29 protein-coding genes are annotated in these 24,421 nt (G+C 70.3%); 22 read left to right on the plus strand and 7 right to left on the minus strand.

Features of this window, described 5'->3' with window-relative positions:
- Positions 1-77 precede the first annotated feature (77 nt).
- The 13 genes from glyA (at position 78) to ACIBQ8_RS29190 (ending at position 11,009) form a co-directional block, all read left to right on the plus strand.
- Positions 78-1,343, plus strand: a complete 1,266-nt coding sequence (gene glyA, locus ACIBQ8_RS29130; protein ID WP_397193456.1) for a serine hydroxymethyltransferase — start codon at positions 78-80, stop codon at positions 1,341-1,343.
- A 57-nt stretch (positions 1,344-1,400) separates the two neighbouring features.
- Positions 1,401-2,690, plus strand: coding sequence for a glycosyltransferase family 4 protein (locus ACIBQ8_RS29135; RefSeq protein ID WP_397169682.1), 1,290 nt, complete (start codon positions 1,401-1,403; stop codon positions 2,688-2,690).
- A gap of 131 nt (positions 2,691-2,821) precedes the next feature.
- Positions 2,822-3,244, plus strand: a complete 423-nt coding sequence (locus ACIBQ8_RS29140) for a hypothetical protein (protein WP_397169680.1) — start codon at positions 2,822-2,824, stop codon at positions 3,242-3,244.
- Between the two features lie 65 nt (positions 3,245-3,309).
- Positions 3,310-3,525, plus strand: coding sequence for an AtpZ/AtpI family protein (locus ACIBQ8_RS29145; RefSeq protein ID WP_229824207.1), 216 nt, complete (start codon positions 3,310-3,312; stop codon positions 3,523-3,525).
- A gap of 67 nt (positions 3,526-3,592) precedes the next feature.
- Positions 3,593-4,390, plus strand: a complete 798-nt coding sequence (gene atpB, locus ACIBQ8_RS29150; protein ID WP_397169678.1) for a F0F1 ATP synthase subunit A — start codon at positions 3,593-3,595, stop codon at positions 4,388-4,390.
- Between the two features lie 69 nt (positions 4,391-4,459).
- A complete protein-coding gene (gene atpE / locus ACIBQ8_RS29155) occupies positions 4,460-4,690 on the plus strand; it encodes an ATP synthase F0 subunit C (RefSeq protein ID WP_397169677.1) in 231 nt (76 codons plus the stop codon).
- A gap of 33 nt (positions 4,691-4,723) precedes the next feature.
- The gene (locus tag ACIBQ8_RS29160; RefSeq protein ID WP_357695099.1) at positions 4,724-5,275 is read left to right on the plus strand and encodes a F0F1 ATP synthase subunit B; all 552 of its coding nucleotides are present in this window, start codon (positions 4,724-4,726) and stop codon (positions 5,273-5,275) included.
- A complete protein-coding gene (locus ACIBQ8_RS29165) occupies positions 5,275-6,084 on the plus strand; it encodes a F0F1 ATP synthase subunit delta (RefSeq protein WP_397169675.1) in 810 nt (269 codons plus the stop codon). The genes ACIBQ8_RS29160 and ACIBQ8_RS29165 overlap by 1 nt, the downstream gene beginning before the upstream one ends.
- A gap of 40 nt (positions 6,085-6,124) precedes the next feature.
- The gene (gene atpA, locus ACIBQ8_RS29170; protein ID WP_397169674.1) at positions 6,125-7,774 is read left to right on the plus strand and encodes a F0F1 ATP synthase subunit alpha; all 1,650 of its coding nucleotides are present in this window, start codon (positions 6,125-6,127) and stop codon (positions 7,772-7,774) included.
- A 3-nt stretch (positions 7,775-7,777) separates the two neighbouring features.
- Positions 7,778-8,680, plus strand: coding sequence for a F0F1 ATP synthase subunit gamma (locus tag ACIBQ8_RS29175; RefSeq protein ID WP_357971057.1), 903 nt, complete (start codon positions 7,778-7,780; stop codon positions 8,678-8,680).
- Between the two features lies 1 nt (position 8,681).
- Positions 8,682-10,130, plus strand: coding sequence for a F0F1 ATP synthase subunit beta (gene atpD / locus ACIBQ8_RS29180; protein ID WP_397169673.1), 1,449 nt, complete (start codon positions 8,682-8,684; stop codon positions 10,128-10,130).
- Between the two features lie 68 nt (positions 10,131-10,198).
- Entirely contained in the window at positions 10,199-10,600 is a 402-nt protein-coding gene (locus tag ACIBQ8_RS29185; protein ID WP_080042501.1) for a F0F1 ATP synthase subunit epsilon, read from the plus strand.
- 28 nt (positions 10,601-10,628) lie between these two features.
- Positions 10,629-11,009, plus strand: a complete 381-nt coding sequence (locus tag ACIBQ8_RS29190) for a DUF2550 domain-containing protein (protein ID WP_358283445.1) — start codon at positions 10,629-10,631, stop codon at positions 11,007-11,009.
- Here the strand turns inward: ACIBQ8_RS29190 and ACIBQ8_RS29195 are convergent.
- On the minus strand, positions 11,006-11,596 hold the full coding sequence (locus ACIBQ8_RS29195) for a cob(I)yrinic acid a,c-diamide adenosyltransferase (protein ID WP_397169671.1): 591 nt from the start codon (positions 11,594-11,596) through the stop codon (positions 11,006-11,008). The genes ACIBQ8_RS29190 and ACIBQ8_RS29195 overlap by 4 nt on opposite strands.
- A gap of 127 nt (positions 11,597-11,723) precedes the next feature.
- Between ACIBQ8_RS29195 and ACIBQ8_RS29200 the strand changes: the two genes are divergently transcribed.
- The 4 genes from ACIBQ8_RS29200 (at position 11,724) to ACIBQ8_RS29215 (ending at position 15,278) form a co-directional block, all read left to right on the plus strand.
- On the plus strand, positions 11,724-12,620 hold the full coding sequence (locus ACIBQ8_RS29200) for an ABC transporter ATP-binding protein (RefSeq protein WP_397169670.1): 897 nt from the start codon (positions 11,724-11,726) through the stop codon (positions 12,618-12,620).
- The gene (locus ACIBQ8_RS29205; RefSeq protein WP_397193457.1) at positions 12,617-13,726 is read left to right on the plus strand and encodes an ABC transporter permease; all 1,110 of its coding nucleotides are present in this window, start codon (positions 12,617-12,619) and stop codon (positions 13,724-13,726) included. Before ACIBQ8_RS29200 ends, ACIBQ8_RS29205 begins: the two co-directional genes overlap by 4 nt.
- Positions 13,727-14,896 carry a sensor histidine kinase gene (locus ACIBQ8_RS29210; RefSeq protein ID WP_397193458.1) on the plus strand — a complete coding sequence of 390 codons (1,170 nt, stop codon included), beginning with the start codon at positions 13,727-13,729 and terminating at the stop codon, positions 14,894-14,896.
- Between the two features lie 64 nt (positions 14,897-14,960).
- Entirely contained in the window at positions 14,961-15,278 is a 318-nt protein-coding gene (locus ACIBQ8_RS29215; protein WP_352324282.1) for an STAS domain-containing protein, read from the plus strand.
- A 166-nt stretch (positions 15,279-15,444) separates the two neighbouring features.
- Here ACIBQ8_RS29215 and ACIBQ8_RS29220 read toward each other — a convergent pair whose 3' ends face one another.
- The 5 genes from ACIBQ8_RS29220 to nucS all read right to left on the minus strand — a co-directional run bounded on the left by ACIBQ8_RS29220 (position 15,445) and on the right by nucS (position 20,268).
- Positions 15,445-15,987: a TetR/AcrR family transcriptional regulator gene (locus tag ACIBQ8_RS29220; protein ID WP_397193459.1), complete on the minus strand. Its 543-nt coding sequence runs from the start codon at positions 15,985-15,987 to the stop codon at positions 15,445-15,447.
- Positions 15,988-16,131: 144 nt separating this feature from the next.
- Positions 16,132-17,604: an aldehyde dehydrogenase family protein gene (locus tag ACIBQ8_RS29225; RefSeq protein ID WP_397193460.1), complete on the minus strand. Its 1,473-nt coding sequence runs from the start codon at positions 17,602-17,604 to the stop codon at positions 16,132-16,134.
- Positions 17,605-17,636: 32 nt separating this feature from the next.
- The gene (locus ACIBQ8_RS29230) at positions 17,637-18,194 is read right to left on the minus strand and encodes a GNAT family N-acetyltransferase (protein WP_397193461.1); all 558 of its coding nucleotides are present in this window, start codon (positions 18,192-18,194) and stop codon (positions 17,637-17,639) included.
- A 3-nt stretch (positions 18,195-18,197) separates the two neighbouring features.
- Entirely contained in the window at positions 18,198-19,499 is a 1,302-nt protein-coding gene (locus ACIBQ8_RS29235; protein ID WP_397193462.1) for a carotenoid oxygenase family protein, read from the minus strand.
- A gap of 106 nt (positions 19,500-19,605) precedes the next feature.
- Positions 19,606-20,268, minus strand: coding sequence for an endonuclease NucS (gene nucS, locus ACIBQ8_RS29240; RefSeq protein ID WP_397169660.1), 663 nt, complete (start codon positions 20,266-20,268; stop codon positions 19,606-19,608).
- A gap of 36 nt (positions 20,269-20,304) precedes the next feature.
- Here nucS and ACIBQ8_RS29245 point away from each other — a divergent pair, with 36 nt between their 5' ends.
- From ACIBQ8_RS29245 to ACIBQ8_RS29265, 5 genes are all read left to right on the plus strand, one after another.
- Positions 20,305-21,753 (plus strand): 3-hydroxyacyl-CoA dehydrogenase family protein, encoded by a 1,449-nt coding sequence (locus tag ACIBQ8_RS29245; RefSeq protein WP_397169658.1) that lies wholly within the window; start codon positions 20,305-20,307, stop codon positions 21,751-21,753.
- Complete coding sequence (locus ACIBQ8_RS29250) at positions 21,750-22,040, plus strand: ATP/GTP-binding protein (protein ID WP_357971071.1); 291 nt, start codon at positions 21,750-21,752, stop codon at positions 22,038-22,040. Before ACIBQ8_RS29245 ends, ACIBQ8_RS29250 begins: the two co-directional genes overlap by 4 nt.
- 10 nt (positions 22,041-22,050) lie before the next feature.
- Positions 22,051-22,755 (plus strand): alpha/beta hydrolase, encoded by a 705-nt coding sequence (locus ACIBQ8_RS29255; protein WP_352324290.1) that lies wholly within the window; start codon positions 22,051-22,053, stop codon positions 22,753-22,755.
- Positions 22,756-22,890: 135 nt separating this feature from the next.
- Entirely contained in the window at positions 22,891-23,085 is a 195-nt protein-coding gene (locus tag ACIBQ8_RS29260) for a hypothetical protein (protein WP_397169654.1), read from the plus strand.
- A 75-nt stretch (positions 23,086-23,160) separates the two neighbouring features.
- Positions 23,161-23,922 (plus strand): SDR family NAD(P)-dependent oxidoreductase, encoded by a 762-nt coding sequence (locus ACIBQ8_RS29265; protein WP_397169652.1) that lies wholly within the window; start codon positions 23,161-23,163, stop codon positions 23,920-23,922.
- 20 nt (positions 23,923-23,942) lie between these two features.
- On the opposite strand, the gene ACIBQ8_RS29270 is transcribed toward ACIBQ8_RS29265, so the two are convergent.
- Entirely contained in the window at positions 23,943-24,386 is a 444-nt protein-coding gene (locus tag ACIBQ8_RS29270) for a CAP domain-containing protein (RefSeq protein ID WP_397169651.1), read from the minus strand.
- Positions 24,387-24,421: the final 35 nt, after the last annotated feature.

A 24,421-nucleotide genomic window follows, 5' to 3' on the forward strand; every position in this document is an offset into this window, starting at 1 on the left:
TGCCCGCTGACGGTCACGGCCTCCCTCGCAGGACCGGTTATCTGGGCAAAACGGACATGCGGTCGTACAGTGGAGGAATGGGTGGGGAGCCGTACTACGGGCCCGACTTCGGGCGGTTGCGGCGGCAGGATCCGGAGCTGGCGCAGGTGCTGCTCGACGAGCTCGACCGCGAACGCGCCGGCATCCAGCTGATCGCCGGCGAGAACTTCACCTCCCCCGCGGTCATGGCCGCCCTGGGCTCCACCCTCACCAACAAGTACGCCGAGGGCTACCCCGGCAGGCGCTACTACGGTGGCTGCGAGGTCGTCGACCGGGCCGAACGGCTGGCGGTGGAGCGGGCGCGCAGGCTGTTCGGGGCCGAGCACGCCAACGTCCAGCCGCATTCCGGCGCCAGTGCCAACCTGGCCGCCTACGCCGCCCTGCTCCAGCCCGGCGACACCATGCTCGCCATGGCGCTCCCGCACGGCGGCCACCTCACGCACGGCTCGAAGGTGAACTTCTCGGGACGATGGTTCGACGTCGCCTCCTACGGCGTGCGGCGCGACACCGAGCTCATCGACTACGACGAGGTGCGGGACCTGGCGCTGCGACGCCGTCCCAAGGTCATCGTGTGCGGCGCGACGGCGTACCCGAGGCTGATCGACTTCTCGGTCTTCCGCGGCATCGCCGACGAGGTGGGCGCGTGGTTGCTGGCCGACGTGGCGCACCCGATCGGGCTGATGGCGGGCGGGGCGATCCCGTCGGCGGTGCCGTACGCGGACGTCGTGACGATGACCACCCACAAGGTGCTGCGCGGGCCGCGCGGCGGCGCGATCCTGTGCACGGAGGAGCTGGCCGCCAGGATCGACCGGGCGGTGTTCCCGTTCGTGCAGGGCGGGCCGCTGATGCACGCGGTGGCGGCCAAGGCGGTGGCGTTCGGGGAGGCGCTGCGGCCGGAGTTCGCCGAGTACGCGGGCCGCGTCGTCGCCAACGCCCGCACGCTGGCCGGCGCGCTGGACGCGACGGGCATGCGTCCGGTCACCGGCGGCACCGACACCCACCTGGCCCTGGTCGACCTGCGTGAGCTGGGCGTCTCGGGCGCGGAGGCAGAACGGCGCTGCGCGGCCGCCGGCCTCACGCTCAACCGCAACGTCATCCCGTACGATCCGGAGCCTGCGGCCGTCACCTCCGGGATCCGGGTGGGCACGGCGTGCGTGACCACGCAGGGCATGGGCCCGCGCGAGATGGAGGAGGTGGGAAGTCTGCTGTCGATGTCCGTGCGCGATCCGGCGGTCGCGCCCGAGGTCAGGGAAAGAGTGGCGGCGCTTCTCGCCATCCATCGGCCATATCTCAGCGAATATTAAGCTGGTCTGTGTCGGTTTCCGGTCACAGCTGGCCGGAGCATCCGGGAAACTAGGTCCGTGCGCGAATACCTGTTCATGGCGCTCATCTCGGCAGCGGTGACGTACCTGCTGGTGCCGCTGGTGCGCCGCTTCGCCATCCGCATCGGCGCCATGCCCGAGGTTCGCGAGCGCGACGTGCACACCACGCCGACGCCGAGGCTCGGCGGCCTGGCCATGTACGGCGGCCTGGTGGTCGGCCTGCTGGTCGCCAGCCAGCTGAAACACACCGGCGAGGCGCTGTCGCAGTACGACGGCAGAGCCGTCACCGCGCTGATCGTCGCCGGCGGCCTGATCACGCTCACCGGCTTCCTCGACGACTGGTGGGGCATGGACGCCTTCATCAAGCTCGGCGGGCAGATCGCGGCGGCGGGCGTGCTGGTCTACTTCGACCTGCGGCTGCTCTACATCCCGCTGCCGAAGGACTGGGGCGGTTCCACCAGCCTCGACTACACGCTGAGCACGATCATCACCATCATGATCGTGGTGGTCACCATCAACGCCGTGAACTTCGTCGACGGGCTCGACGGGCTCGCGGCCGGCATCGTGTGCATCGCCGCGATGGCCACGTGGGCGTACTCGATCCTGCTGGCCCAGAGCATGAGCGTGGGCAACATCACCACGACGGCGGCCATCGCGGCCGTCCTCATCGGCACGTGCCTGGGCTTCCTGCCGCACAACTTCCATCCGGCCAAGATCTTCATGGGCGACACCGGGGCGATGCTGATCGGGCTGGTGCTCGCCTCCTCGATCGTCACGGTGACGCCGCTCGACCCGGCCGCCATCGAGGACATGAACAAGGTCCCGGTGCTGCTGCCGCTGATGCTGCCGGCGGCGGTGCTGGTCCTGCCGCTGATCGACCTGATCACCGCCGTGGTCCGGCGCACGTCCCACGGCATGTCGCCGTTCGCGCCCGACCGCGGCCACCTGCACCACCGCCTGCTGGACATCGGCCACTCGCACCGCCGCTCGGTGCTGATCATGTATGCCTGGGCGTTCCTGTTCGCCTTCGGCCTGGTGGCGATGTCCCGCGAGGGCGTGCCGGTGCTGCTGTTCGTCGTGGTCATCGTGCTGGCGCTGGCGGTGCTCGTCCTGATGGCGGCGCCGCGGTGGCGGGGGAGGGGCGGCGCGCACGCCGCCACGCGCAACAAGCAGCCCGACGACGACGGCCCGCCCACCGGCCCGATGCCGCCGATCGGCCCGGACACCGAGGTCAGGCGGCAGATGCCGCCGCAGGGCGGCCCTTCGGCGCAGGAACGCGCGAGCGCAGAGGGCAAACCGGTCATTCCTGCATTTCCGAGTCGTCCGTGATCGGGAACTAGAAACGGCAGGTAAAAGCGGTCTTCCGTGAGCTTGTGATATCTTTCACGAGCAGGGACCTCCAGACGCACATGTTCTGGAGGTAGCAAACGCTCGCTTGACAACATGCTGATGGAGCACCGATGCAGGCCAACGACGTGCGCGTACTCAAGAGCGCCGCTGTTCCGACCTTCGCGGTCGGGGTGGTCGCGGTCATCGTGGCGTTCCTTCTCGCAGGCGGCAAGGGAGCGCTCGGCGCGGCCCTCGGCACCTTGCTCGTCGGGGTTTTCTTCAGCATCAGCGTGGTAGCGGTCTCCTATGCCGCCCGCGTCTCCCCGCAGATGATGGCGATCGCGGCCATGGTCAGCTACCTCGTCAAGGTCATCGCCATCATGGCGGTGCTCGCCGCCTTCCGTGAGACCACCGCCTGGAACACCCAGGCCTTCGCGTGGTCCGTGGTCGTGTGCACGCTCGTGTGGACCGGATTCGAGGTCCGCGCGTTCATGAAGACCAAGATGCTCTACGTCGACCCCGATGCCTCCGTCCCCGGAAAGGGCGACTCATGAGGCAGGTAAAGGGATGGGGTCCGATATGACTAGTCCTCCACTCGCCTGCTATCGTCGGGGCCGCGATGAGCGCACAGGAACGCCGGCCGGAACACGACGGTCGCGACTTCTCCGATGCCATGTGGTCAGTCCCCAGCTATCTGCTCGCCGGGATGGCGGTCTATGGCGGTCTCGGGTGGTTGCTGGACCGGTGGCTCGACATGTCCGCGTTCTTCCCCATAGGCGTGGTCCTTGGGGTCGTGCTCGGCGGCTACGCGGTCTACCGGAAGTTCGGTCGCTAACCCGACGCAGCGATCGCCTCGCTGAGGAAACCCTTGTGATCCACTACGACGTTGAAGGGAACGCCGCGTGATTGCGCTGACGGTCCTCGCCCCCGAAGACAACTTCCGGGCGCCATCGCCCGATGAGCTGTTCAATTCGTTCACGCCGATCATCCCTGGGGTGAGCTGGTTCACCAAGCCGGTGCTGCTGGCGATGCTGAGCGCGCTCGTGGTGATCGCGGTGTGCTGGGTGGCTTTCGCCAAGCCGAAGCTCGTGCCGAGGGGCACCCAGAACGTCGTCGAGTACGGCTACATGTTCGTCCGTGACCAGATCGCCCGGCCGTTCCTCGGCAAGGACGCCGATCGGTGGATGGGCCTGCTGGTCACGCTCTTCTTCCTGGTCCTGTTCTGGAACATCCTCGGCGTGATCCCGCTCGCGCAGTTCCCGGTCGCCTCGCACATCGCGTTCCCGGCCGTCCTCGCGCTCTCGATCTACGTGATCAAGATCTACCTGGGCGTCAAGCACCAGGGCGGCATCGGCTACTTCAAGAACATGATGTTCCCGCCCGGCCTGCCGAAGCCCATCTACTTCCTTCTGGCGCCGATCGAGTTCCTCTCGAACATGATCATCGCGCCGTTCACGCACGCGGTCCGACTGTTCGCGAACATGTTCGCCGGTCACATGCTGCTCGCGTTCTTCAGCATGGTCGGCTTCTGGTTCCTGTTCGAGAAGCTGACTCCGATGGGCGCCGGCGTCGGCGTCCTGGGTGTGATCATGACGATCATCCTGACCGGGTTCGAGATGTTCATCCAGTTCCTGCAGGCCTTCCTGTTCGCGATGCTGGCGTCGATGTACATCGGCGGCGCGCTGCACCCGGATCACTGAGAACCACATACCGGAATATCCATGACCGGTGGGACTCCCTTCACCGGCCGTCCAGTAAAGGAAATAGCAATGAGCGTTCTCGCTGAGGTCTCCGGCAACGTCACCGCCATCGGTTACGGTCTCGCCGCCATCGGCCCCGGCATCGGCGTCGGCATCATCTTCGGTCAGGGCGTGCAGGCCATCGCGCGTCAGCCCGAGGCTTACGGCCTGATCCGCCAGAACATGCTCCTCGGCTTCGTCCTCACCGAGGCCCTTGCCCTGATCGGTCTGGTCGCGCCGTTCATCTTCCAGGCCCTCTAAGACCAGAAGAATCCCTGACGAAAGGCTGCACCCATGATTAAGGCAGCTACGCTCCTCGCGCAGGAGGAGGGTGCGAACCCGCTCCTTCCGCACACGTTCGAGCTCGTCGTCGGTATCTTCTCGTTCCTCGTCGTCCTCCTCGTCGTCGGCAAGATCCTCGTACCGCGTATCCAGAAGACGCTGGCCGAGCGGACCGACGCGATCGAGGGTGGCATCAAGAGGGCCGAGGAGGCCCAGGCCGAGGCGCAGAACCTGCAGCGGCAGTACGCGCAGCAGCTGGAGGAGGCCCGCCGCGAGGCCGGCCGGCTCCGCGAAGAGGCTCGCGAGCAGGCCGCGCAGATCAAGGCGGAGCTCCGCGAGGAGGCGCAGGCCGAGGCCCGTCGTCTCGTCGAGGCCGCGCACGCCCAGATCGAGGCCGACCGCGCCGCCGCGTTCGCGCAGCTCCGCACGGAGATCGGCCGTCTGTCCACCGACCTGGCCGGCCGCATCGTCGGCGAGTCCCTCGAGGACGAGGCCCGCCAGAGCCGGATCGTGGACAGGTTCCTCGACGAGCTCGAGAGCAGCAACGCGCAGGCGGTGCGCTAATGAGAGGTCTGAGCAGGACCTCGTTGGCAGAGGTCGAGGAGCGCTTCAACGCGGTCGCGGGCAGCGCCGACCTCGGCGCGCTCTCCGACGAGTTGTTCGCCGTCGCGGATCTGCTCGACCGCGAGCACGGCCTGCGCCGGGCGCTGTCCGACCCGGCCAGGCCCGCCGAGCAGAAGGCGGGCACCATCCGCGCCCTGCTCGGCGGCAAGGTCTCCGAGGCGGCCATCGCCACGACCGAGGCCGCGGTCTCGGTCCGGTGGTCGCGCGCGGGTGACCTGGCCGACTCGCTCGAACGGCTCGGCGTCGTCGCCGCAGCCGCCGAGGCGGAGGGCCAGTCCAGGCTCGACGACGTGGAGGACGAGCTCTTCCGCTTCAGCCGCATCGTCGCCGCCAACCCCGACCTCCGACGCGCGCTCGCCGACGCGGCCGCGCCCGCGGAGGGCAAGCGGCAGCTGCTGGGCGACCTGCTCGGCGGCAAGGTCGCCCCCACCAGCCAGCGCCTGATCACGCAGCTGGCGGTGCACCCGCGAGGGCGTAGCCTGGAGACGGGCTTGGAGGAGTTCGGTCAGCTCGTGGCCCAGCAGCGCCGGCGCCTGGTGGCGGTCGTGCGCAGCGCGGTCGAGCTGTCCGACGCGCAGAAGCAGCGACTGGCCGACTGGCTGCGCACCTCCTACGGTCGCGACGTGCACCTGAACGTCGAGGTGGACAAGCGAGTGCTCGGTGGGTTCTCGGTCCGCATCGGCGACGAGATCATCGACACCACGATCGTGGGACGAATTGAAGAAGTCCGCCGCCGGTTGGCCGGCTGAGGCGCAGTGAGCGCCGAATGAATAGGGAGACAGAGTAGAGATGGCGGAGCTTACGATCCGGCCGGACGAGATCCGGGACGCGCTTGAGCGCTTCGTCCAGGCGTACGAACCGGAAGGCGCCGCGCGCGAGGAGATCGGGACCGTCGTCGACGCCGGCGACGGCATTGCCCATGTCTCCGGCCTTCCCTCGGCGATGGCGAACGAGCTGCTCGAGTTCGAGGACGGCACGCGCGGCCTGGCCCTGAACCTCGACCCCCGAGAGATCGGCGTCGTGGTCCTGGGCGACTTCAGCAAGATCGAGGAAGGCCAGACGGTCCGCCGGACGGGCGAGGTCCTGTCCGTGCCGGTCGGCGACAACTTCCTCGGCCGTGTGGTCGACCCGCTCGGCAACCCCCTCGACGGCAAGGGCGCGATCGAGTCCGAGAGCCTGCGCGCCCTCGAACTGCAGGCCCCCTCGGTCGTCCAGCGGCAGCCGGTGAAGCAGCCGCTGCAGACCGGCATCAAGGCGATCGACGCCATGACGCCGATCGGCCGCGGCCAGCGCCAGCTGATCATCGGTGACCGTGGCACGGGCAAGACCGCCGTGGCCGTCGACACCATCCTCAACCAGCGTGACAACTGGCTCTCGGGCGACCCCGAGAAGCAGGTGCGCTGCGTCTACGTCGCGGTCGGCCAGAAGGGCTCGACGATCGCCCAGGTGCGCTCCCGCCTCGAAGAGGCCGGCGCCCTGGAGTACACCACGATCGTCGCCGCCCCGGCCTCCGACCCGGCCGGTTACAAGTACATCGCCCCCTACACCGGTTCGGCCATCGGCCAGCACTGGATGTACCAGGGCAAGCACGTCCTCATCATCTTCGACGACCTCACCAAGCAGGCCGACGCCTACCGCGCCGTCTCGCTGCTGCTTCGCCGCCCGCCGGGCCGCGAGGCGTTCCCCGGTGACGTCTTCTACCTCCACTCCCGTCTGCTGGAGCGCTGCGCCAAGCTCTCCGCCGACATGGGCGGCGGCTCGATGACCGGTCTTCCGATCATCGAGACGAAGGGCAACGACGTGTCGGCGTTCATCCCGACCAACGTCATCTCCATCACCGACGGCCAGATCTTCCTGGAGACCGACTACTTCAACGCCGGTATCCGTCCTGCCATCAACGTCGGTATCTCGGTCTCCCGAGTCGGTGGCTCGGCGCAGATCAAGGCGATGCGCAAGGTGGCCGGCACGCTGCGTCTGTCGCTGTCGCAGTACCGCGACCTGGAGGCCTTCGCGGCCTTCGCCTCCGACCTGGACGCGGCCTCCCGCGCCCAGCTGGAGCGCGGTCAGCGCCTGACCGAGCTGCTCATCCAGCCGCAGTACTCGCCGTTCTCCGTGGAGCGGCAGGTCGTGTCGGTGTGGGCGGGCACGACGGGTGAGCTCGACGAGGTTCCGATCGAGGACATCCGCCGCTTCGAGCAGGAGTTCCTCGACTACCTGCAGAGCAGCCACAAGGGCATCTTCGACAGCATCCGCGAGACCAACGAGCTGACCGACGACGCGGTGACCTCCCTCAAGGACGCCGTCACGGAGTTCAAGAAGGGCTTCACCACCTCTTCGGGCGAGCTCCTGGTCAAGGACGAGCCGGTGGCGCCGCTCGAGGCCGACGAGGTCGGCCAGGAGAAGATCAAGAAGGTCGTCCGCCCGGCGACGGAGAAGTAGCTCATGGGTGCCCAGCTAAGGCTGCTGCGGCGGCGGATCAGGTCGGTCAAGTCGACCGCCAAGATCACGCGCGCCCAGGAGCTCATCGCCTCCTCGCGGATCGTGAAGGCGCAGATGCGGATGCAGGCGGCGCTGCCGTACGAGCGTGAGATCACTCGCGCCGTCACGGGCGTCGTCAGCAACGCGGCCAGCGTCGACCATCCGTTGACCGTGGCGAAGGAGAACCCCGCCAAGGCGGGCGTCCTCATCGTCACCAGCGACAGCGGGTTCTGTGGCGGCTTCAACGCCAACGTCCTGCGCGAGGCCGAGGCCCTGCGCGGGCTGCTGGAGAGCCGTGGCCTGACGGTGGTGCCGTTCGTCACCGGCCGGAAGGGTGTCACCTGGCACACCTTCCGCAACCGCACGATGGGCGGCCAGTGGGTCGGCTTCTCCAGGAAGCCGGCCTACGCCGACGCCAAGGAGATCGCGCAGACGCTGATCGACTCCTTCAAGGAAGAGGCGGGGATCGACGAGATCCACATCGTCTCGACCGAGTTCGTCTCGATGCTGACCCAGAACGTCGTGGTCAAGCGCGTGCTGCCGCTGGAGGTCGAGGAGACCGAGGCGACGGCCGGCGAGACGATCCCGCCGTACTTCGAGTTCGAGCCCACCGCGGGCGACGTGCTCGAATCGCTGCTGCCGCGCTATGTGGAGTCCCGCATCTTCACGGCGCTGCTGCAGTCGGCTGCTTCGGAGGAGGCTGCGCGCCGCCGCGCCATGAAGTCCGCCACGGACAACGCCAACGAGCTGATCCGCGTGTTCACCATGCAGATGAACCAGGCTCGCCAGGCCGAGATCACCCAGGAAATCAGCGAGATCGTCGGGGGCGCCAACGCGCTGGCTGACGCCGCAGCGGGGAAAGAGTGAAATGACTGCAGAGGCTGTTGAGACTGTTGAGCCCACGTCGGCCGGTGCCGGTCGTGTGGCCAGCGTCAAGGGGCCCGTCGTCGACGTGGAGTTCCCCGTCGAGGCGATGCCCGAGATCTACAACGCGCTCAACGTCGAGGTGACCCTCGGCGGCGAGACCAAGACCCTGACCATGGAGGTCGCCCAGCACCTGGGTGACAACCTGGTCCGCGCCATCTCCATGCAGCCCACCGACGGCCTGGTCCGCGGTACGGCCGTCACCGACTCCGGCCACCCGATCTCGGTGCCCGTCGGCGACGTCGTCAAGGGTCACGTGTGGAACGCGCTCGGCGAGTCGCTCGACGTGCCGACCGCTTCGCTCCAGGTCACCGAGAAGTGGGGCATCCACCGGCCGTCCCCGCCCTTCGACCAGCTCGAGTCCCGTACCGAGATGCTGGTCACGGGTATCAAGGTCATCGACCTGCTCACCCCGTACGTGCAGGGTGGCAAGATCGGCCTGTTCGGCGGCGCCGGTGTGGGCAAGACGGTTCTCATCCAGGAGATGATCCGCCGTGTCGCCCGCAACTTCGGTGGCACCTCGGTGTTCGCCGGCGTCGGCGAGCGCACCCGTGAGGGCAACGACCTCTGGCTGGAGATGGACGAGGCGGACGTCCTCAAGGACACCGCCCTCGTCTTCGGCCAGATGGACGAGCCGCCGGGCACCCGTCTGCGGGTGGCCCTGTCCGCGCTGACGATGGCGGAGTACTTCCGCGACGTGCAGAAGCAGGACGTGCTGCTGTTCATCGACAACATCTTCCGCTTCACGCAGGCGGGCTCGGAGGTCTCCACCCTCCTCGGCCGCATGCCGTCCGCGGTGGGTTACCAGCCGACGCTGGCCGACGAGATGGGTGTGCTCCAGGAGCGCATCACCTCGACGCGCGGTCACTCGATCACCTCCATGCAGGCGATCTACGTGCCTGCCGACGACATCACCGACCCGGCCCCGCACAACGCGTTCGCGCACCTCGACGCGCAGACCGTTCTGTCCCGGCCGATCTCGGAGAAGGGCATCTACCCCGCGGTGGACCCGCTCGACTCCACCTCCCGGATCCTCGACCCGCAGGTCGTGGGCGAGGAGCACTACCGGGTGGCCCAGGAGACCAAGCGGATCCTGCAGAAGTACCGCGAGCTCCAGGACATCATCGCGATCCTCGGTATCGACGAGCTGTCCGAAGAGGACAAGGTCACCGTGCAGCGGGCCCGTCGCATCGAGCGGTTCCTGTCGCACCCGATGTACGCCGCCGAGGCGTTCACCGGCCAGCCGGGCGAGAACGTCCCGCTGGACGAGACGATCGCCTCCTTCAAGGGCCTGTGCGCCGGCGAGTACGACCACCTGCCCGAGCAGGCGTTCTTCATGGTCGGCGGCATCGACCAGGCCGTGGCCAAGGCCAAGGAACTCGAGCGTCGCTGATCGCCCTACGGTAGTGGCACGGGCATGAGAACCCGTGCCGCTACCTGATCGGAAAGGAACCTGCTGAAGTGGCGAAGCTACGCGTAGGGGTTGTCTCACCCGAGCGTGAGATCTGGTCGGGCGAGGCCGACATGGTGATTGCCAAGACCGTTGACGGCGAGATCGGTATTATGCCGCAACACGCACCCGTGCTCGGCGTCCTGGTCGAGGGCGGCGTGCTGCGCGTCAAGCGGGAAGGTGAGCCCGAGCTCGTCGCGGCCGTTCACGGGGGGTTCATCTCCGTGGCCGATGATGAGGTGTCGGTGCTCGCCGAGGTCGCCGAGCTCGGTTCCGAGGTCGACGTCGCGGCCGCCCGAGACGCTCTCGACCGGGCTCAGGCCTCGATCGAGGCCAACCAGGAGGACGCCGACGCGGCGATCGAGGCCAAGCGGGCCAGGGCCCGGCTGCGCGCGGCGGGCGAAGAGGTTTAATACATACAACGGGATTCAGGGGGCGGCCATGGTGGCGACGGTTTCGGTTTTGTTGTTGCTGCTGGTCGCCCTCGTGGTCCTGCGGGGGGTGACGCTCGCCCGTTCGCGCGGCAGCGTACCCTGCCGGCTGAAAGTGGGCAGCCGAGGGTGGCAGAGCGGGGTGGCCCGCTACGCCGACGGTGAGCTCCACTGGATTCCGCTCATGGGCGTCCGACTGAGGCCGCGCCACGCGATCGCGAGGCGCGGCCTCGTCGTTTCCGCCCGGCGTGAGATCGACGGCGGCCTCTACGCCGTCGACTGCGGCGGCACGACGCGCGGGCTGTCGCTGGCGATGAGCGCCGACGCCCTCACCGGCTTCCTCGCCTGGCTGGAGTCGGCGCCGCCCAGCGCGTACCTCGACGTCGCCTAGCGGGTGCCGCCGGGCTTCCAGAGGATCTCGTTGCCGCCGTGGGCGACCCGGCAGACGATGAAGAGCAGGTCGGACAGCCTGTTGAGGTATTTGGCGGTCAGCGGGTTGACGTCGTCGTGGGCCTGGAGCGCCGCCCATGTGGTGCGCTCGGCCCTGCGTACGGTCACCCGGGCCAGGTGCAGCGCGGCCGTGGCCGGGTCGCCGCCGGGCAGGATGAAGCTGCGCAGCGGCTGGAGCTCGGCGTTGAGCCGGTCGCACTGCTCCTCCAGCCGGTCGATGTAGGACTGCTCCACCCGCAGCGGCGGGAACTCCGGCTCCTCCACCACCGGGGTGGCCAGGTCGGCCCCCACGTCGAACAGCTCGTTCTGGATGCGCACGAGGAGCGCCACGAGGTCGGCGGACAGGGTGCCGTGGGACAGGGCCAGGCCCAGGCAGGCGTTGGCCTCCTCGACGTCGGCGTAGGCGGCCAGCCGGGTGTCGGTCTTGGCCGCGCGGCTCATGTCGCTCAGGTTCGTGGTGCCGTCGTCGCCCGTACGGGTGTAGATGCGGGAGAGGACGACGGGCTTGTCCTTGTCGGCACGCGTCATGAGCCCAGCGTAATGACAAATGTCATCCGAACGGGACGCGCTTTCCATGTCGCGTCCATGATTTCCACGACTACCAGGGCGAACGCCGCCAAAGCCACAATCTACCCATGACGAGAGAGAGGACCTGATGCTCGAGATCAGCGAGCTGCGCAAGCGCTTCGCGGGCGGTCCCGACAACCCCGGTGGCAAGGTCGCCCTGGACGGGATCAGCTTCACGGTACGTCCGGGTGAGATGTACGGCTTCGTGGGCGCGAACGGTGCGGGCAAGACGACGACGATGCGCATCGTCATGGGCGTGCTCCAGGCCGACTCCGGATCGGTGCGCTGGCGGGACCGCGCGCTGGGCTACGACGACCGCACGCGGTTCGGTTACATGCCGGAGGAGCGCGGGCTGTACCAGAAGATGCGGGTCGCCGAGCAGATCGAGTACTTCGGCCGGCTGCACGGGCTCGCCCCGGCGGCGGCGAAGAAGGCCGCCGACGAGCTCATCGAGCGGCTCGGGCTGACCGAGCGCAGGGGCGACGCGGTGCAGACGCTGTCGCTGGGCAACCAGCAGCGCGTGCAGCTCGCCGTGGCGCTGGTGCACGACCCCGAGGCGCTGGTCCTGGACGAGCCGTTCTCCGGGCTCGACCCGCTCGCCGTGGACGCCCTGGCCGGGGCGCTCCAGGAACGCTGCAGGAGCGGCGTGCCGGTGATCTTCTCCAGCCACCAGCTCGACCTGGTGGAGCGGCTGTGCGACTCGGTGGGCATCGTCTCCGGCGGCAGGATGGTCGCGACGGGCACGGTGGCCGAGCTGCGCGCCGCCGAGGGCGACACGTTGCGCGTGGAGGTCCGCGACCCCGCCCCGGGCTGGGCCGACGGCCTGCCGGGCACGGTGACCGTCCACGGCGACCTGCACACCCTGCGGACGACCGAGGGCGACGACCAGGAGATCCTGCGCCGCGCCGTGAAGGCGGGCCGCGTCGAGCACTTCGGGGTCGAGCAGCCGACCCTCACCGAGATCTTCAAGGAGGCCGTGGCGTGAACGGACTGATGCTGGTCGCCCGCCGCGAGATCGTCACGCAGGTGCGCACGAAGACGTTCCTGGTCGGTCTGCTGGTGACCGCGCTGCTGGTGGCGGCCGTCTCCTTCGCGCCGAAGCTCATGGGCGGGAGCGACTCGTACACGCTGGGCACGGTCAACTCCCAGCAGCTCCCGCTGAAGGCCGCCGCGCCGGACGCCGAGTTCGAGTGGCGCTCCTTCCCCGACGAGGCCGCCGCCAAGAAGGCCGTGCTGGCCGGTGACGTGGACGCGGTGCTGGTCGACGGCGACAAGGTGCTCACCGACGGCGAGATCGACAGCAAGCTCGGCGTGCTCATGCAGAGCACCAACCGGGAGATGCGGCTCGGCGCGGCCGGGGTGACGATCCCGCCGCTGCAGATGGTCTCCGTGGGCGTGGACACCCGCTACCAGGCGGCCAAGACCGGCATCGCCGTGGTGCTGGTGCTCGTCCTGTTCATGCTGCTCATGGGCCAGGTCATGATGGTGGCCATGGGCGTGGTGGAGGAGAAGGGCAGCAGGATCGTGGAGATCCTGCTCGCGGCGGTGCGCCCGTGGCAGCTGCTCGGCGGCAAGATCGTCGGGCTGGGCGCGCTCGGGCTGATCAACCTGCTCACCATCCTCGCCGTCGGCCTGGTCGCCACGTCGGTGTCGGGGTTCGCCGCCGACTTCCCGCCGGGCGTGCCGGGGCTGGTGGTGGCCGTCCTGGTCTGGTTCGTGCTCGGGTACGCGTTCTTCGCCACGCTCGCGGCCGCGTTCGCCTCGCTGGTCTCCCGCCAGGAGGAGGTGAGCAGCGTGATGTCGCCGCTGACCATGCTCATCATGGTCACCTACTTCGTGGCCTTCTACGCCACCAACGACCCCACGGGCACGCTGGCCACGGTGATGTCCTACATCCCGCCGTTCTCCTCGATGATCATGCCGGTCCGCATGGCGGCGGCCGACGTGCCGATGTGGCAGGTGGCGGCGTCCATGGCGGCGATGGCGGTGGCCGTGCTGGCGGTGCTGTCGTTCGGGGCCAAGGTCTACGAGCGGGCGGTGCTGCGCACGGGCGCCCGGCTGAAGCTCGGCGACGTGCTGCGCGCCGGCTAGATGGACGCGATCACGCGGGCGCGGCGGCTGGCCCGCCGGATGCTGAACTCGACGCTGGTGATCATGTGGATCTTCCTGGTCGCCTCGACGGTGTTCAGCCTCGGCTCGGGGGCGGCCGGCTGGCCGCGCCTGCTGCTCGCGACGATCGCGGCGCTCGCCTTCACCTGGCTCTACGTGCGAGTCGTCGCCGCGGTCATGGAGCGCCGGTATCCCACGAGGGAGGTCGTGTGGACCGGCGCTCTGGCGTTCCTGTCGTCGGCGCTGGGCGGGGCCGACCCGATGGGCTGGGGGTTCGTGCCCATGGTCTGGCTGTCCGTGGCGGTGATCGGGCTGCCCGCCCGCAGGGCGCTGGCGCTGGGCGCGGCGACGTGCGCGGCCTGCGTCGGGCTCGGCGCGCTGTCCGTGGTGGACGGGACGGGCCTGCTGGCGCTGAGCGGCGACACCTTGCTCGCGTCGCTGCTCGTCATCGCCGCCCTCGACGTCATCTGGGCCACGGCGCTGCCCTGCACCAACAGGATGTGGGCGTGGATCTGGTCGCTGGCCGTGCAGGCCCACGACGGCCGCGAGGCGCACACCAGGCTGGCGCTGGCCGAGGAGCGGCTGCGCTTCGCCAGGGACCTGCACGACCTCGTCGGCCACCAGCTCTCGGCCATCGCCGTCAAGACCGAGCTGGCCGTACGCCTGGCCGACGCCGACGGCAAGGCCGCCAGGGACGAGATGGCGGAGGTGAACGCGCTGACCCGCAAGGCCCTGCGCGAGCTGCGCCAGGCCGTGCGCGGCTACCGCGAACTTGACTTGACCGCTGAGCTGAATAGCGTGAAGGGAGTGCTCGAAGCGGCCGGCGTCCGCTGCGAGGTGCGCCTGCCGCACCGCGAGCTGCCCCACGGCGTCGCGCCGGTGTTCGCGTACGCGGTGCGTGAGGCGGTCACGAACGTGCTGAAGCACAGCGCCGCGACCTTCTGCGACATCACCCTGCGCTTCACCGACCAGGAGGCGGAACTGGCGGTCCGCAACGACGGCGTGGCCCGCAGGCAGGCCGACGACCTGGGCAGCGGGCTGACCGGCATGGGCGAGCGGATGGCCGCCGTGGGCGGGCGCATGACGGCCCGTCCCACCGGCGACGGACAGTTCCTGCTGACGGCTGTCGTGTCACTCCCGATAGATGGGTAGGGGAGGAAGAGCGGGGGTTTCGATCCCGGCGACCACACGCCGTGTGCGTGATTGAGGAGGTGGCATGCGCGTCCGGCGCAATCCACGAGGCCAGACGGTGCGGATCGGCGCCCGGCTCGACGCCGGCACGTCGGCCGGCGTGCGCGAACGGCTGCACGCCGCGCTCGACGCCGGCGAGGGCGACCTCATCCTCGACCTCTCCAAGCTGGAGATGATCGACGCCACCGGGCTCGGGGTGCTGGTCGGAGCGCATCGGCGCGCGATCAGCGTGCAACGCCGCCTCGTTCTTCGGGGGGTGCCCCCGCGGATCATGCGGATCCTGGCGGTGACCCGGCTGAATCGGGTCCTGCACGTCGAGGTTCCCGCGGCCGCGGTGGCCTGAGGTCACATATCGGGCCGGGCGCCGATCAGCCGTCGCCCGTGCCTTTCACGAGCCGAATATAGAGGGAATGTAGATTGCGGCTGGACCTCTATCACGGGCGTGGGCACTCGGAAAGAACGATGAAAGTGATTATTCTGTGACCCCATCACTGCGGGTAATCGGCGGGTCACGACGGACTGAGGCTGCGGATGAAGATGTGCACCGCCACCTCGACCAGATCGTCGATGGCCGGCTGGTGGTCGGCCAGTATCCATTCGATCAGCAGCTCTTGCAGCGCGCCAATTACGCCAAGTGCCACCAGGCGCCGATTCAGCGAGCGGGTCTGCGGGAAATCCGCCGACGCCTCCTCCACGAGCCGGGCGAAGGAGTCCACCGCCCGCTGACGCGAGGCTGTCAGGACGTCACCCGACCTGCGCACCTCCAGGTGCATGATGCGGGCCCGCCGCCAGTCGGCGGCGGCGAACTCGATATAGGCGCGAATCCCCGCCTTGACTCTTCCGTCAAGCGTGCCCGGCGCCTCCTGTAACGCTTTGGCCACAACCGCGAGGCTTTCCTCCACGCACCGCTCGTGCAGCGCCTGGAGCAACTCCTCGCGGCCGCCGAAACATTCGTAGAAGGCCCGGTTGGAGATCCGCGCCTCCGAGCACAATCTTTCGATGGTCGTCGCCGCGAAACCTGGTTTCGCGTATAGCGTGTAGGCGGCCGTCATCAGCCGCTCGCGTCTGTCCGCCAGCCTTTGCTCAGCCGACATTCCCCGGTAAGACCGGTTCACATTCCACCCGTCCAACATGATCGTGGCCCCCAGAGCACACAATTATGGACGGATGATCGGATTTGGGAAAGAGCGCGATGATTATCTTTTACGTCGTCCGTGCAAGAACGTGACAAGCCTGATCAGTCGCTCAAGCTCGTCGGGCCCCCTCCTGAACGAGGTCAGGTTCATGCCGGGCAGGGCGAAGCGCTGCCGGGAGACCGCCTTCGGCCTGGTGAACTCGCGCAGGCCGTCGGCTCCGTGGATGCGGCCGAACCCCGAGTCGCCGACCCCGCCGAACGGCAGCGCGGGCACCCCGGCGAAGGAGATGACCGAGTTGACGGCGGTCATCCCGGTGCGCATCGCCCGCGCCAGCCGCGTCGCCCGGCGGGCGTCCCGCGAGAAGATCGTGCCCGCCAGCCCGTACGCCGAGGCGTTGGCCAGCTCCAGCGCCTCCTGCGCGTCGCGGGTGCGCCGGACGGTGATCGTCGGCCCGAACGTCTCCTCGCGGACGGCCGGGGAGTCCTCGGGCACGTCCGCCACGATGACCGGGTCGATGAACGGCGCCCGTACCGAGCCGGGGCCGCCGATCACCACTTTTCCGGACTTGGTGGCGTCGTCGATGTGCCGCCGGATGATGTCGATCTGGGCGGGCATGGTGATCGGGCCGTAGTCCTGGCCGGCCTTGACCCCGGCGGCCCGCTCCGACAGCTCCCGCATGAACGGCTCGTACACCGCGTCCACCACGTAGACCCGCTCGACGCCCGCGCAGGTCTGGCCCGCGTTCGACATCGCACCCCACAGGCAGGCGTCGGCCGCGGCGGGCAGGTCGGCGTCGGCGTCCACGATGAAGGCGTCCTTGCCGCCGCACTCGGCCACGATGGGCGTCAGGTTCTCCGCGCACGCCGCCATGACCCGCTTGGCGGTGGCGGTCGAGCCGGTGAAGGCCACCTTCCGCACCCGGGGGTCGGCGGCCAGCGCCGCGCCGGTCTCGCCGAGCCCGGTCACCGTCTGCAGCACCGGCTGCTCGGGCACCGACTCGGCGAACAGCTCCGCCAGCCGCACGCCCACGCCCGGGGTGAGCTCGCTGGGCTTGAACACGACCGCGTTGCCGGCGGCCAGCGCGTACGCGATGGACCCCATGGGGGTGAACACCGGGTAGTTCCACGGGCCGATCACGCCGACCACGCCGAGCGGCAGGTATTCCAGGGTGGCGGCCAGGTTGAGGCCCAGCATGCCGGTCGCCACGCGGCGGCGGCCCAGCACCTTGGCGGCGTTGCGGGCCGCCCAGTCGAGGTGCGTGACGGCCAGCACGATCTCCAGCGTGGCGTCGCCCACCGGCTTGCCGGTCTCCTCGTGCACCAGCGCGGCCAGCTCCCGCAGGGCCCGCGTGATGACCGCCTTGTAGTCGAGCAGGCGGCGCCTGCGCTCGCCCGCGGGCAGGGCCGCCCACCACTCCGCGGCCGTCTCGGCCCTGGTCACGGCCTCGCGCACGGCCCGGGCGTCGTTCTTGGGATGACTGCCGACGACCTCGCCGGTAGCCGGGTTCAGTGAGTCGAACGTCAGCGTGGTCATGACGTCACGATAAACCGGTAAGCCGTCGCTTACTAGCGCCGGGGCGGGCGCAGCATCCCCCACACCGGCGGCCCGTCCGGCAGCGTGAACCGCTCGGTGACCGCGAACCCGAACCGCTCGTAGAAGGGCACGTTCGACTCCTTGCTGCTCTCCAGGTAGACGGGCAGGCCGCCGCACCTGGCCAGGCCCGCGCGCAGCAGCGCGCCGCCCACGCCGGTGCCCTGGAGCTCGGGCACGGTGCCGAGCTGGGCCAGGTACCAGTAGGGGCCGGCGGGCTTGTGCCGGGCGAACTCCTCCTCCAGCAGCAAGCCCTGGCGCACCCGGTCGCCCATGGCCGCCACCAGGCCGGGCACGGCCGCCTCCGCCTCGGCCCGGTGGCCCGGCGGGTCCCACAGCGCGACCCCCGCCACGGCGCCGCCCCCGCTGAGCGCCGTATCGGTGAACGCGTGCATGTGACGGGCGATCGTGGCGAACATCCCCGCCGCGCCGCGACCGCCGGGCAGCAGCCAGCCGACCACCGGATCGTCGTGGAAGGCCCTGGCCAGCGCGTCGCCGGCGGCGTCGAAGTCGCCGGACTGCCTGATCTCCACCCGTCAGCCCTCCGCGAACCACGAGCCGTGGAAGCCCGCCGGCACCCGCCTGGGCAGCCGCACCGACGCGACGCCGGACAGGTCGCCGGCGTCCAGCACCAGCAGCTCGGACGACTCCCCGGAGGTGACGATCGACAGCAGCCACCCCTCGTCCTCGCCCGTGGCCCCCTCGGCCGGCACGAACACGGCCTCGCCGGTGGCGCCGCCGGTCTTCCTGACCTGGGCCGAGCCGTCGCGCAGGTCGTACTTGACGACGGCGTCGGCGCCCACCGTGTAGAGGTGGCGGCTGGGCCGGCCGAGCAGGTCCTCGTTGAACGTGGGGAACTCCACGCCGCGGTCGTCCAGCGCCTCCTCCGTGGCCGTGCCGGTGGCCGGGTCGAGGGTCCAGCGGTGCAGGGAGGCGGCGCCGGCGGCGCCCGCGTGCCGGGCCGGGTCGGCGGCGCCGCCGATCTGCTTCCAGACGGCGGACCACGCGCCGGGGGAGTAGCGGGCGGCGTTCAGGACGACGCGCCCCCGCTCGTCCTCCCAGGCGTTGCCGACGTGGAACACGTAGCAGGGGTCGACGTCGAACCAGCGGGTCGGGCCGCCCGTCCGGGGGGTGACGCCGATCCTGGCGCCGTAGTCGTCCTCCCAGGCGTACGGCATGCCGCTGCGGTTCAGGTCGAACACCACCGGCAGGTCCAGCCAGAGCAGGTGGTGCTCGGTGACGGCGAAGTCGTGCATCATCGTCGGCCCCGGCACCTCGATCTCCCTGCTCTCCACCAGCTCGCCGGCGGCCGAGAGCCGGTGGTAGGTGAGGAACGGCGGGAAGTACCCGTAGCCGAAGAAGTGCAGCTCGCCGGTGAGCGGGTCGTGCTTGGGGTGGGCGGTCATCGCGGTGGTCAGCCGCCCGCCGAAGTCGCACGGGCCCACGGTGGCCAGCTCGGGCGTCACCTCGTGCGGCAGGCCGTTCTCCACCAGCGCCAGGATGCGTCCGGCGTGCCGGACGACGTGCGTGTTGGCGGTCACCGCGGCCCGATCGACGCCGGTGTCGGTGACGAACGGCGCGTCGTCGGTGAACTTGCTGGTCCGCACCCAGCGGTTGCGGTACCACTCGGCCCGCCCGTCCCGCAGCCGGACGCCGTGCAGCATGCCGTGCCCGGCGAACCAGTGGCCGGGGTCCTCGCCCGGCCGCGGGTTGGGCCCGTTGCGGAAGTAGCGCCCGGTCAGCTCGGCGGGCAGCGCGCCGGTGACCTCCAGGTCGTGCGCCTCGATCTCGTCGGGGACGGGCGCCAGGTCGCCGCTGAGATACGCGGGAACGTCCATGAACACTCCAATCTCGATAGGTCGAAACTAGAACGTCCATGAGAGACGTGTCAACACTGGAATGTCGGGCCATGGGAAATCCCGGCCCGCTACGAGGCCGGGACGGCTAGAAGAGGGTCGGGTTCTCCGGCTCGATGCCGCGCAGGGCGTCGTAGTCGAGGGTGACGCAGTCGATGCCCCGGTCGGCGGCCAGCACGCGCGCCTGCGGCTTGATCTCCTGCGCCGCGAACACCCCGCGCACCGGCGCGAGCAGCGGATCGCGGTTGAGCAGCTCCAGGTAGCGGGTGAGCTGCTCGACGCCGTCGATCTCGCCGCGCCGCTTGATCTCGATGGCCACCGTCGCGCCCAGCGCGTCGCGGCACAGGATGTCGACCGGACCGATGGCCGTCATGTACTCGCGGCGGATCAGCGAGTAGCCCTCGCCCAGGGTCGTGATGTGCTCGGCCAGCAGCTCCTGGAGGTGGGCCTCCACGCCGTCCTTGATCAAGCCGGGGTCGACGCCCAGCTCGTGGCTGGAGTCGTGGATGATCTCCTCCATCGTCAGGACCAGCTTCTCGCCGGTCTTGCCGTGGGTGACCGTCCAGGTGCCGCCGTCCTCCTTGAGCTTGCACGGCGGGTTCATCCAGTTGAGCGGTTTGAAGGCGCGGTCGTCGGCGTGGATGCTGACGCTCCCGTCCGCCTTGATGAGGACGAGCCTCGGCGCCATCGGCAGATGCGCCGTGAGCCGTCCGATGTAATCCACGCTGCACCGCGCGATGACCAGCCGCATGACGGTCCACCTTAGCGGCTCTGGAAAACTGGTCGCATGGCGTTTGAAACGGTGGGAGTTGTCGGGCTCGGCACGATGGGCGCCGGGATCGCCGAGGTCTTCGCGCGTGCCGGGCTCCGGGTGATCGGCGTCGAGGCCGACGTCGAGGCGCTGGCCAGAGGCCGCGGGCACGTCGAGCGCTCCACGACCAGGGCGGCCGACCGGGGCAAGCTGACGGCCGCGCAGCGGGCCGAGATCCTGGGGCGCATCACGCTGACCACCTCGCGCGAGGACCTGCGCGAGGCCGACCTCGTGATCGAGGCGATCCCCGAGGTGCTCGACCTGAAGATCTCGCTGTTCCGGGACCTCGACCGGATCTGCAAGCCCGGGACGGTGCTGGCCACCAACACCTCCTCGCTGCCGGTCACCGCCGTCGCCGCCGCCACGGGCCGGCCCGGGCGCGTGGTCGGCATGCACTTCTTCAACCCGGCGCCGGTCATGCGGCTGGTCGAGGTGGTGGGCACGGTGGTGACCGCGCCCGGAGTCGTCTCGGAGATCTGCGAGCTGGCCGGGCGGCTGGGCAAGACCGCCGTGCCGGTGGGCGACCGGGCCGGGTTCGTGGTCAACCGGCTGCTGCTGCCGTATCTGAACCACGCCGCCGTCCTGCTGGAGCTGGGCATCGCCACGCGCGACGGCATCGACGACGCGATGCGGCTGGGCGTGGGGCTGCCGATGGGGCCGTTCGCGCTGCTCGACCTGATCGGGCTGGACACCGCGCACGAGGTGATGGAGGTGCTGTTCGACGAGACGCGCGACCGCCGGCACGCGCCCTCGCCGCTGCTGCGCGAGCTGGTCACCGCCGGGAGGCTCGGCCGCAAGAGCGGCCACGGCTTCTACGGGCCGCAGGAGCCGCCCAAGGAGCCGGAGAAGTCCACGGTCATCACGTTCGGCATCGACGGGCCCGACGTCCACGGGCTCGGCGAGCGGTTGCGGGCCTCCGGGTTCGGGCCGTCCGACGCGCCCGACACCGTGCTGCGCTGCACCGACCGTCCGGTGATCGAGCACGCCGTACGCCTGTCCGACCCCAGCAGGATGGTCGGCGTGCACGTCGTCGGCGACAAGGTGGCCGAGCTGGCCGGCACCGCGCTCACCTCGCCCGGGGCCGCCAAGGCGGCGCGCGACCTGATGCGGGTCGCCGGTCTGGTGCCCGTCCCGTGCAAGGACCGGGCCGGGTTCGTGGCCGACGCGCTGCTGTTCCCCTACCTCAACGACGCCGTCCGCATGTACGACGCCGGCTACGCCTCCATCGCCGACATCGACGCCGCCATGCGGCTGGGCTGCGGCTATCCGGCCGGCCCGTTCGAGATGCTGGGCTACCTCGGCCTGGCCAGGGTCCGCGACGGCCTCAGGGCCCTCTACGCCGAGTACCGCGAGCCCGCCTTCGCCCCCGCCCCCCTGCTCGACCAGCTCGTCACGGCCGGTGTGGGCGAGTTCCCCCGCTCATGAGCCCCCGCCGCGCCCGCCGGAGGGACGACTCCCGCCCTCTCGGCCTTCCCACCGGCAACGACAAGGTGGAGGAATGGCCGGACGGCGACTGGAAGGTGCGCATGCTCACGGGCGCGTCCTCGACCAAGACCTACCGCTGCCCCGGCTGCGACCAGGAGATCCTGGGCGGCAGGCCGCACCTGGTCGCCTGGCCCGACTGGCCGGGCGGCGACGAGGAGCGCCGCCACTGGCACCCGGCCTGCTGGCGCAAGAGACTCGACCGCGGCCCCGGCCGCAGCCGCTACTAGGAGGACCCCCGTGGAGATTCGCGCGGCCACCGTGCTGCCCGCCAGGCGTGAACCGATCGAGCTGCAGACGGCCGACGGCCTGACCCTGGTCGGCGAGCTGGCCCAGCCCCTCGACCGGCCGCCCGTGGCGACGCTGGTGACCCTGCACCCGCTGCCCACCCACGGCGGGTTCATGGACAGCCACGTCTACAAGAAGGCCGCCAACCGGCTGCCCGCGCTCGCCGACCTCGCCGTGCTGCGCTTCAACACCCGCGGCACCAGCTCCGAACGCGGCACCTCCGGGGGCGCCTTCGACGGCGGCGAGGGCGAGCGGTTCGACGTGGCGGCGGCGCTGGAGTACGCAGAGTTCAACGACCTGCCGCGGGTGTGGGTGGTGGGCTGGTCCTTCGGCACCGAGCTGACCCTGAAGTGGGCCCACGACCCCCTGGTCGAGGGCGCGATCCTGCTCTCGCCGCCGCTCCACAGGGCCACCGACGACGACCTCGACGCCTGGGCCAGGTTCGGCCGGCCGCTGGTGGCGATGGTGCCCGAGTTCGACGACTACCTGCGTCCGGAGGAGGCCCGGCGGCGCTTCGCCAGGGTGCCGCAGGCCGAGGTCATCGGGGTCGACGGCGCCAAGCACCTGTGGGTGGGCGAGCCGTACGTCCGGATCGTGCTGAACGAGATCGTCCGGCGGGTCAATCCGGCGGCGTACCCGCTGCCGACGGACATCTGACGGTCACCTCCAGCACCCTCATGGTCCGCCCAGCATGCCCAGAGCGGGGTTACAGCGGGGTAACCGCCGTCGTTCCCGGGCGGTAACCGGGGGCGGGGTTCGCTGGGAGCGTCGGACGAAAGCGGAGGAGTCATCATGAAGGGTTCGATCACCGGGCGGGTGGTCCTGGCCGCCCTGGTCTTCGCCGCCGTGACGGGCGGGGCGGCGGCGTCGTACGGGGAGAGCGGGCCGGACGACGGCGGGAAGGCGTTCACCGCCTGCGTGCGCGCGCACGGGCTGCCGGCAGCGCCGCAGGCTCCGGCCGCGCCCGCGGCGCCCGTCCTGTCGTGATCTGGGGCGGTACGGGCATGGCGCGGGCCGGGCAAGCTTTGTAGAATCTTGTTCGGTTCCGAGCGAGGAGGCAGTGTGGGCGCGTTCGACCTGTCCGGCAGGACGGCTCTGGTCACCGGGGCGTCGAAGGGCATCGGGCGGGCCATCGCGCTCGCCTACGCCGCGGCGGGCGCCGACGTCGCCCTGGTCAGCAGGTCGGCCGAGCCCCTGGCCGAGGTGGCCAAGGAGGTCCAGGCGCTCGGCAGGCGGGCCGTCGTGATCCCGGCCGACCTCACCGACCGCGCGGCGGCCGCCGCGGCCGTCGCCGCCTCGATCGACGGGCTCGGGCACCTCGACGTCGTCGTCAACAACGCCGGCGGCTCGAACTTCCTGGTCGAGTTCAAGGACCTGCGCCTGTCCGGCTGGGACAAGCTGATGCGGCTCAACCTCGACTCCGCCATGGCCGTCTGCCATGCCGTCGCGCCCCACCTGCTGGGCCGCGGCTCCGGCTCGGTGATCAACGTGGCCTCGGTGGCGGCGCGCGGCGCGCCGCTGCTCGCCCCGTACGCCGCCGCCAAGGCCGGGCTGGTGGCCCTGACCAAGACGCTGGCGGCCGAGTGGGCGCCGGCGGGCGTCCGGGTCAACGCCCTGTGCCCCGGCTGGACGGCCACCGACCTCAACCGCAACCTGTGGCAGGACGAGGCCGCCGCCGCGGCCACGGTCGCCGGCGTGCCGATGCGGCGCTGGGGCACGCCGGAGGAGATGGCCCAGCCGGCCGTGTTCCTGGCCGGGGAGGCGTCGGCGTACATGACCGGGCAGGTGCTGTTCGTCGACGGCGGGGCCACCGCGATCGGCTGACCCCCCGTGCGCCTGGGGCCTCAGACGGCCCCGGGCTCGCCCGGCGGCTCGAACACGAGGACGACGTACGTCTCGAACGACCGGCCGCCGTTTCCCGCCACGCGGCCGGCGCCCATCCGGGTGGTGCCCGCCCGGACGAGCCGGCCGAAGTCGCCGGTGGCCTCCGCCCGGCTGTCACCGGCCGCCCGGTCGTGCCAGGCGGCGACGGCGTCCCCGGCGGTGGCGTCCCCGGGGTGCCAGAAGAGGCACTCGCCGGTGCCCGCGCGCAGGCCGTCGTGCCCGGCGCTCAGGCCCTCGTGCTCGGAGCGCGAGGCGGCCCTGGACCTGGCGTACCCGACCAGCAGCGGGTCCATCGTGAGCGGGGGCGCGTGGTGCTTGGCCCGGTGGGCGTTGACCTCGTTGAGCGCCTCCTGCAGGAAGGCGTTGTTGGTGGCGTCGGGGAGGGCGGGACGGGTTCCGGCCATCGCTATCACCTCGCCTGGAATTGTGCGTGCCGGCG

The sequence above is a fragment of the Nonomuraea sp. NPDC049646 genome, assembly GCF_044465525.1.
GTDB lineage: Bacteria > Actinomycetota > Actinomycetes > Streptosporangiales > Streptosporangiaceae > Nonomuraea.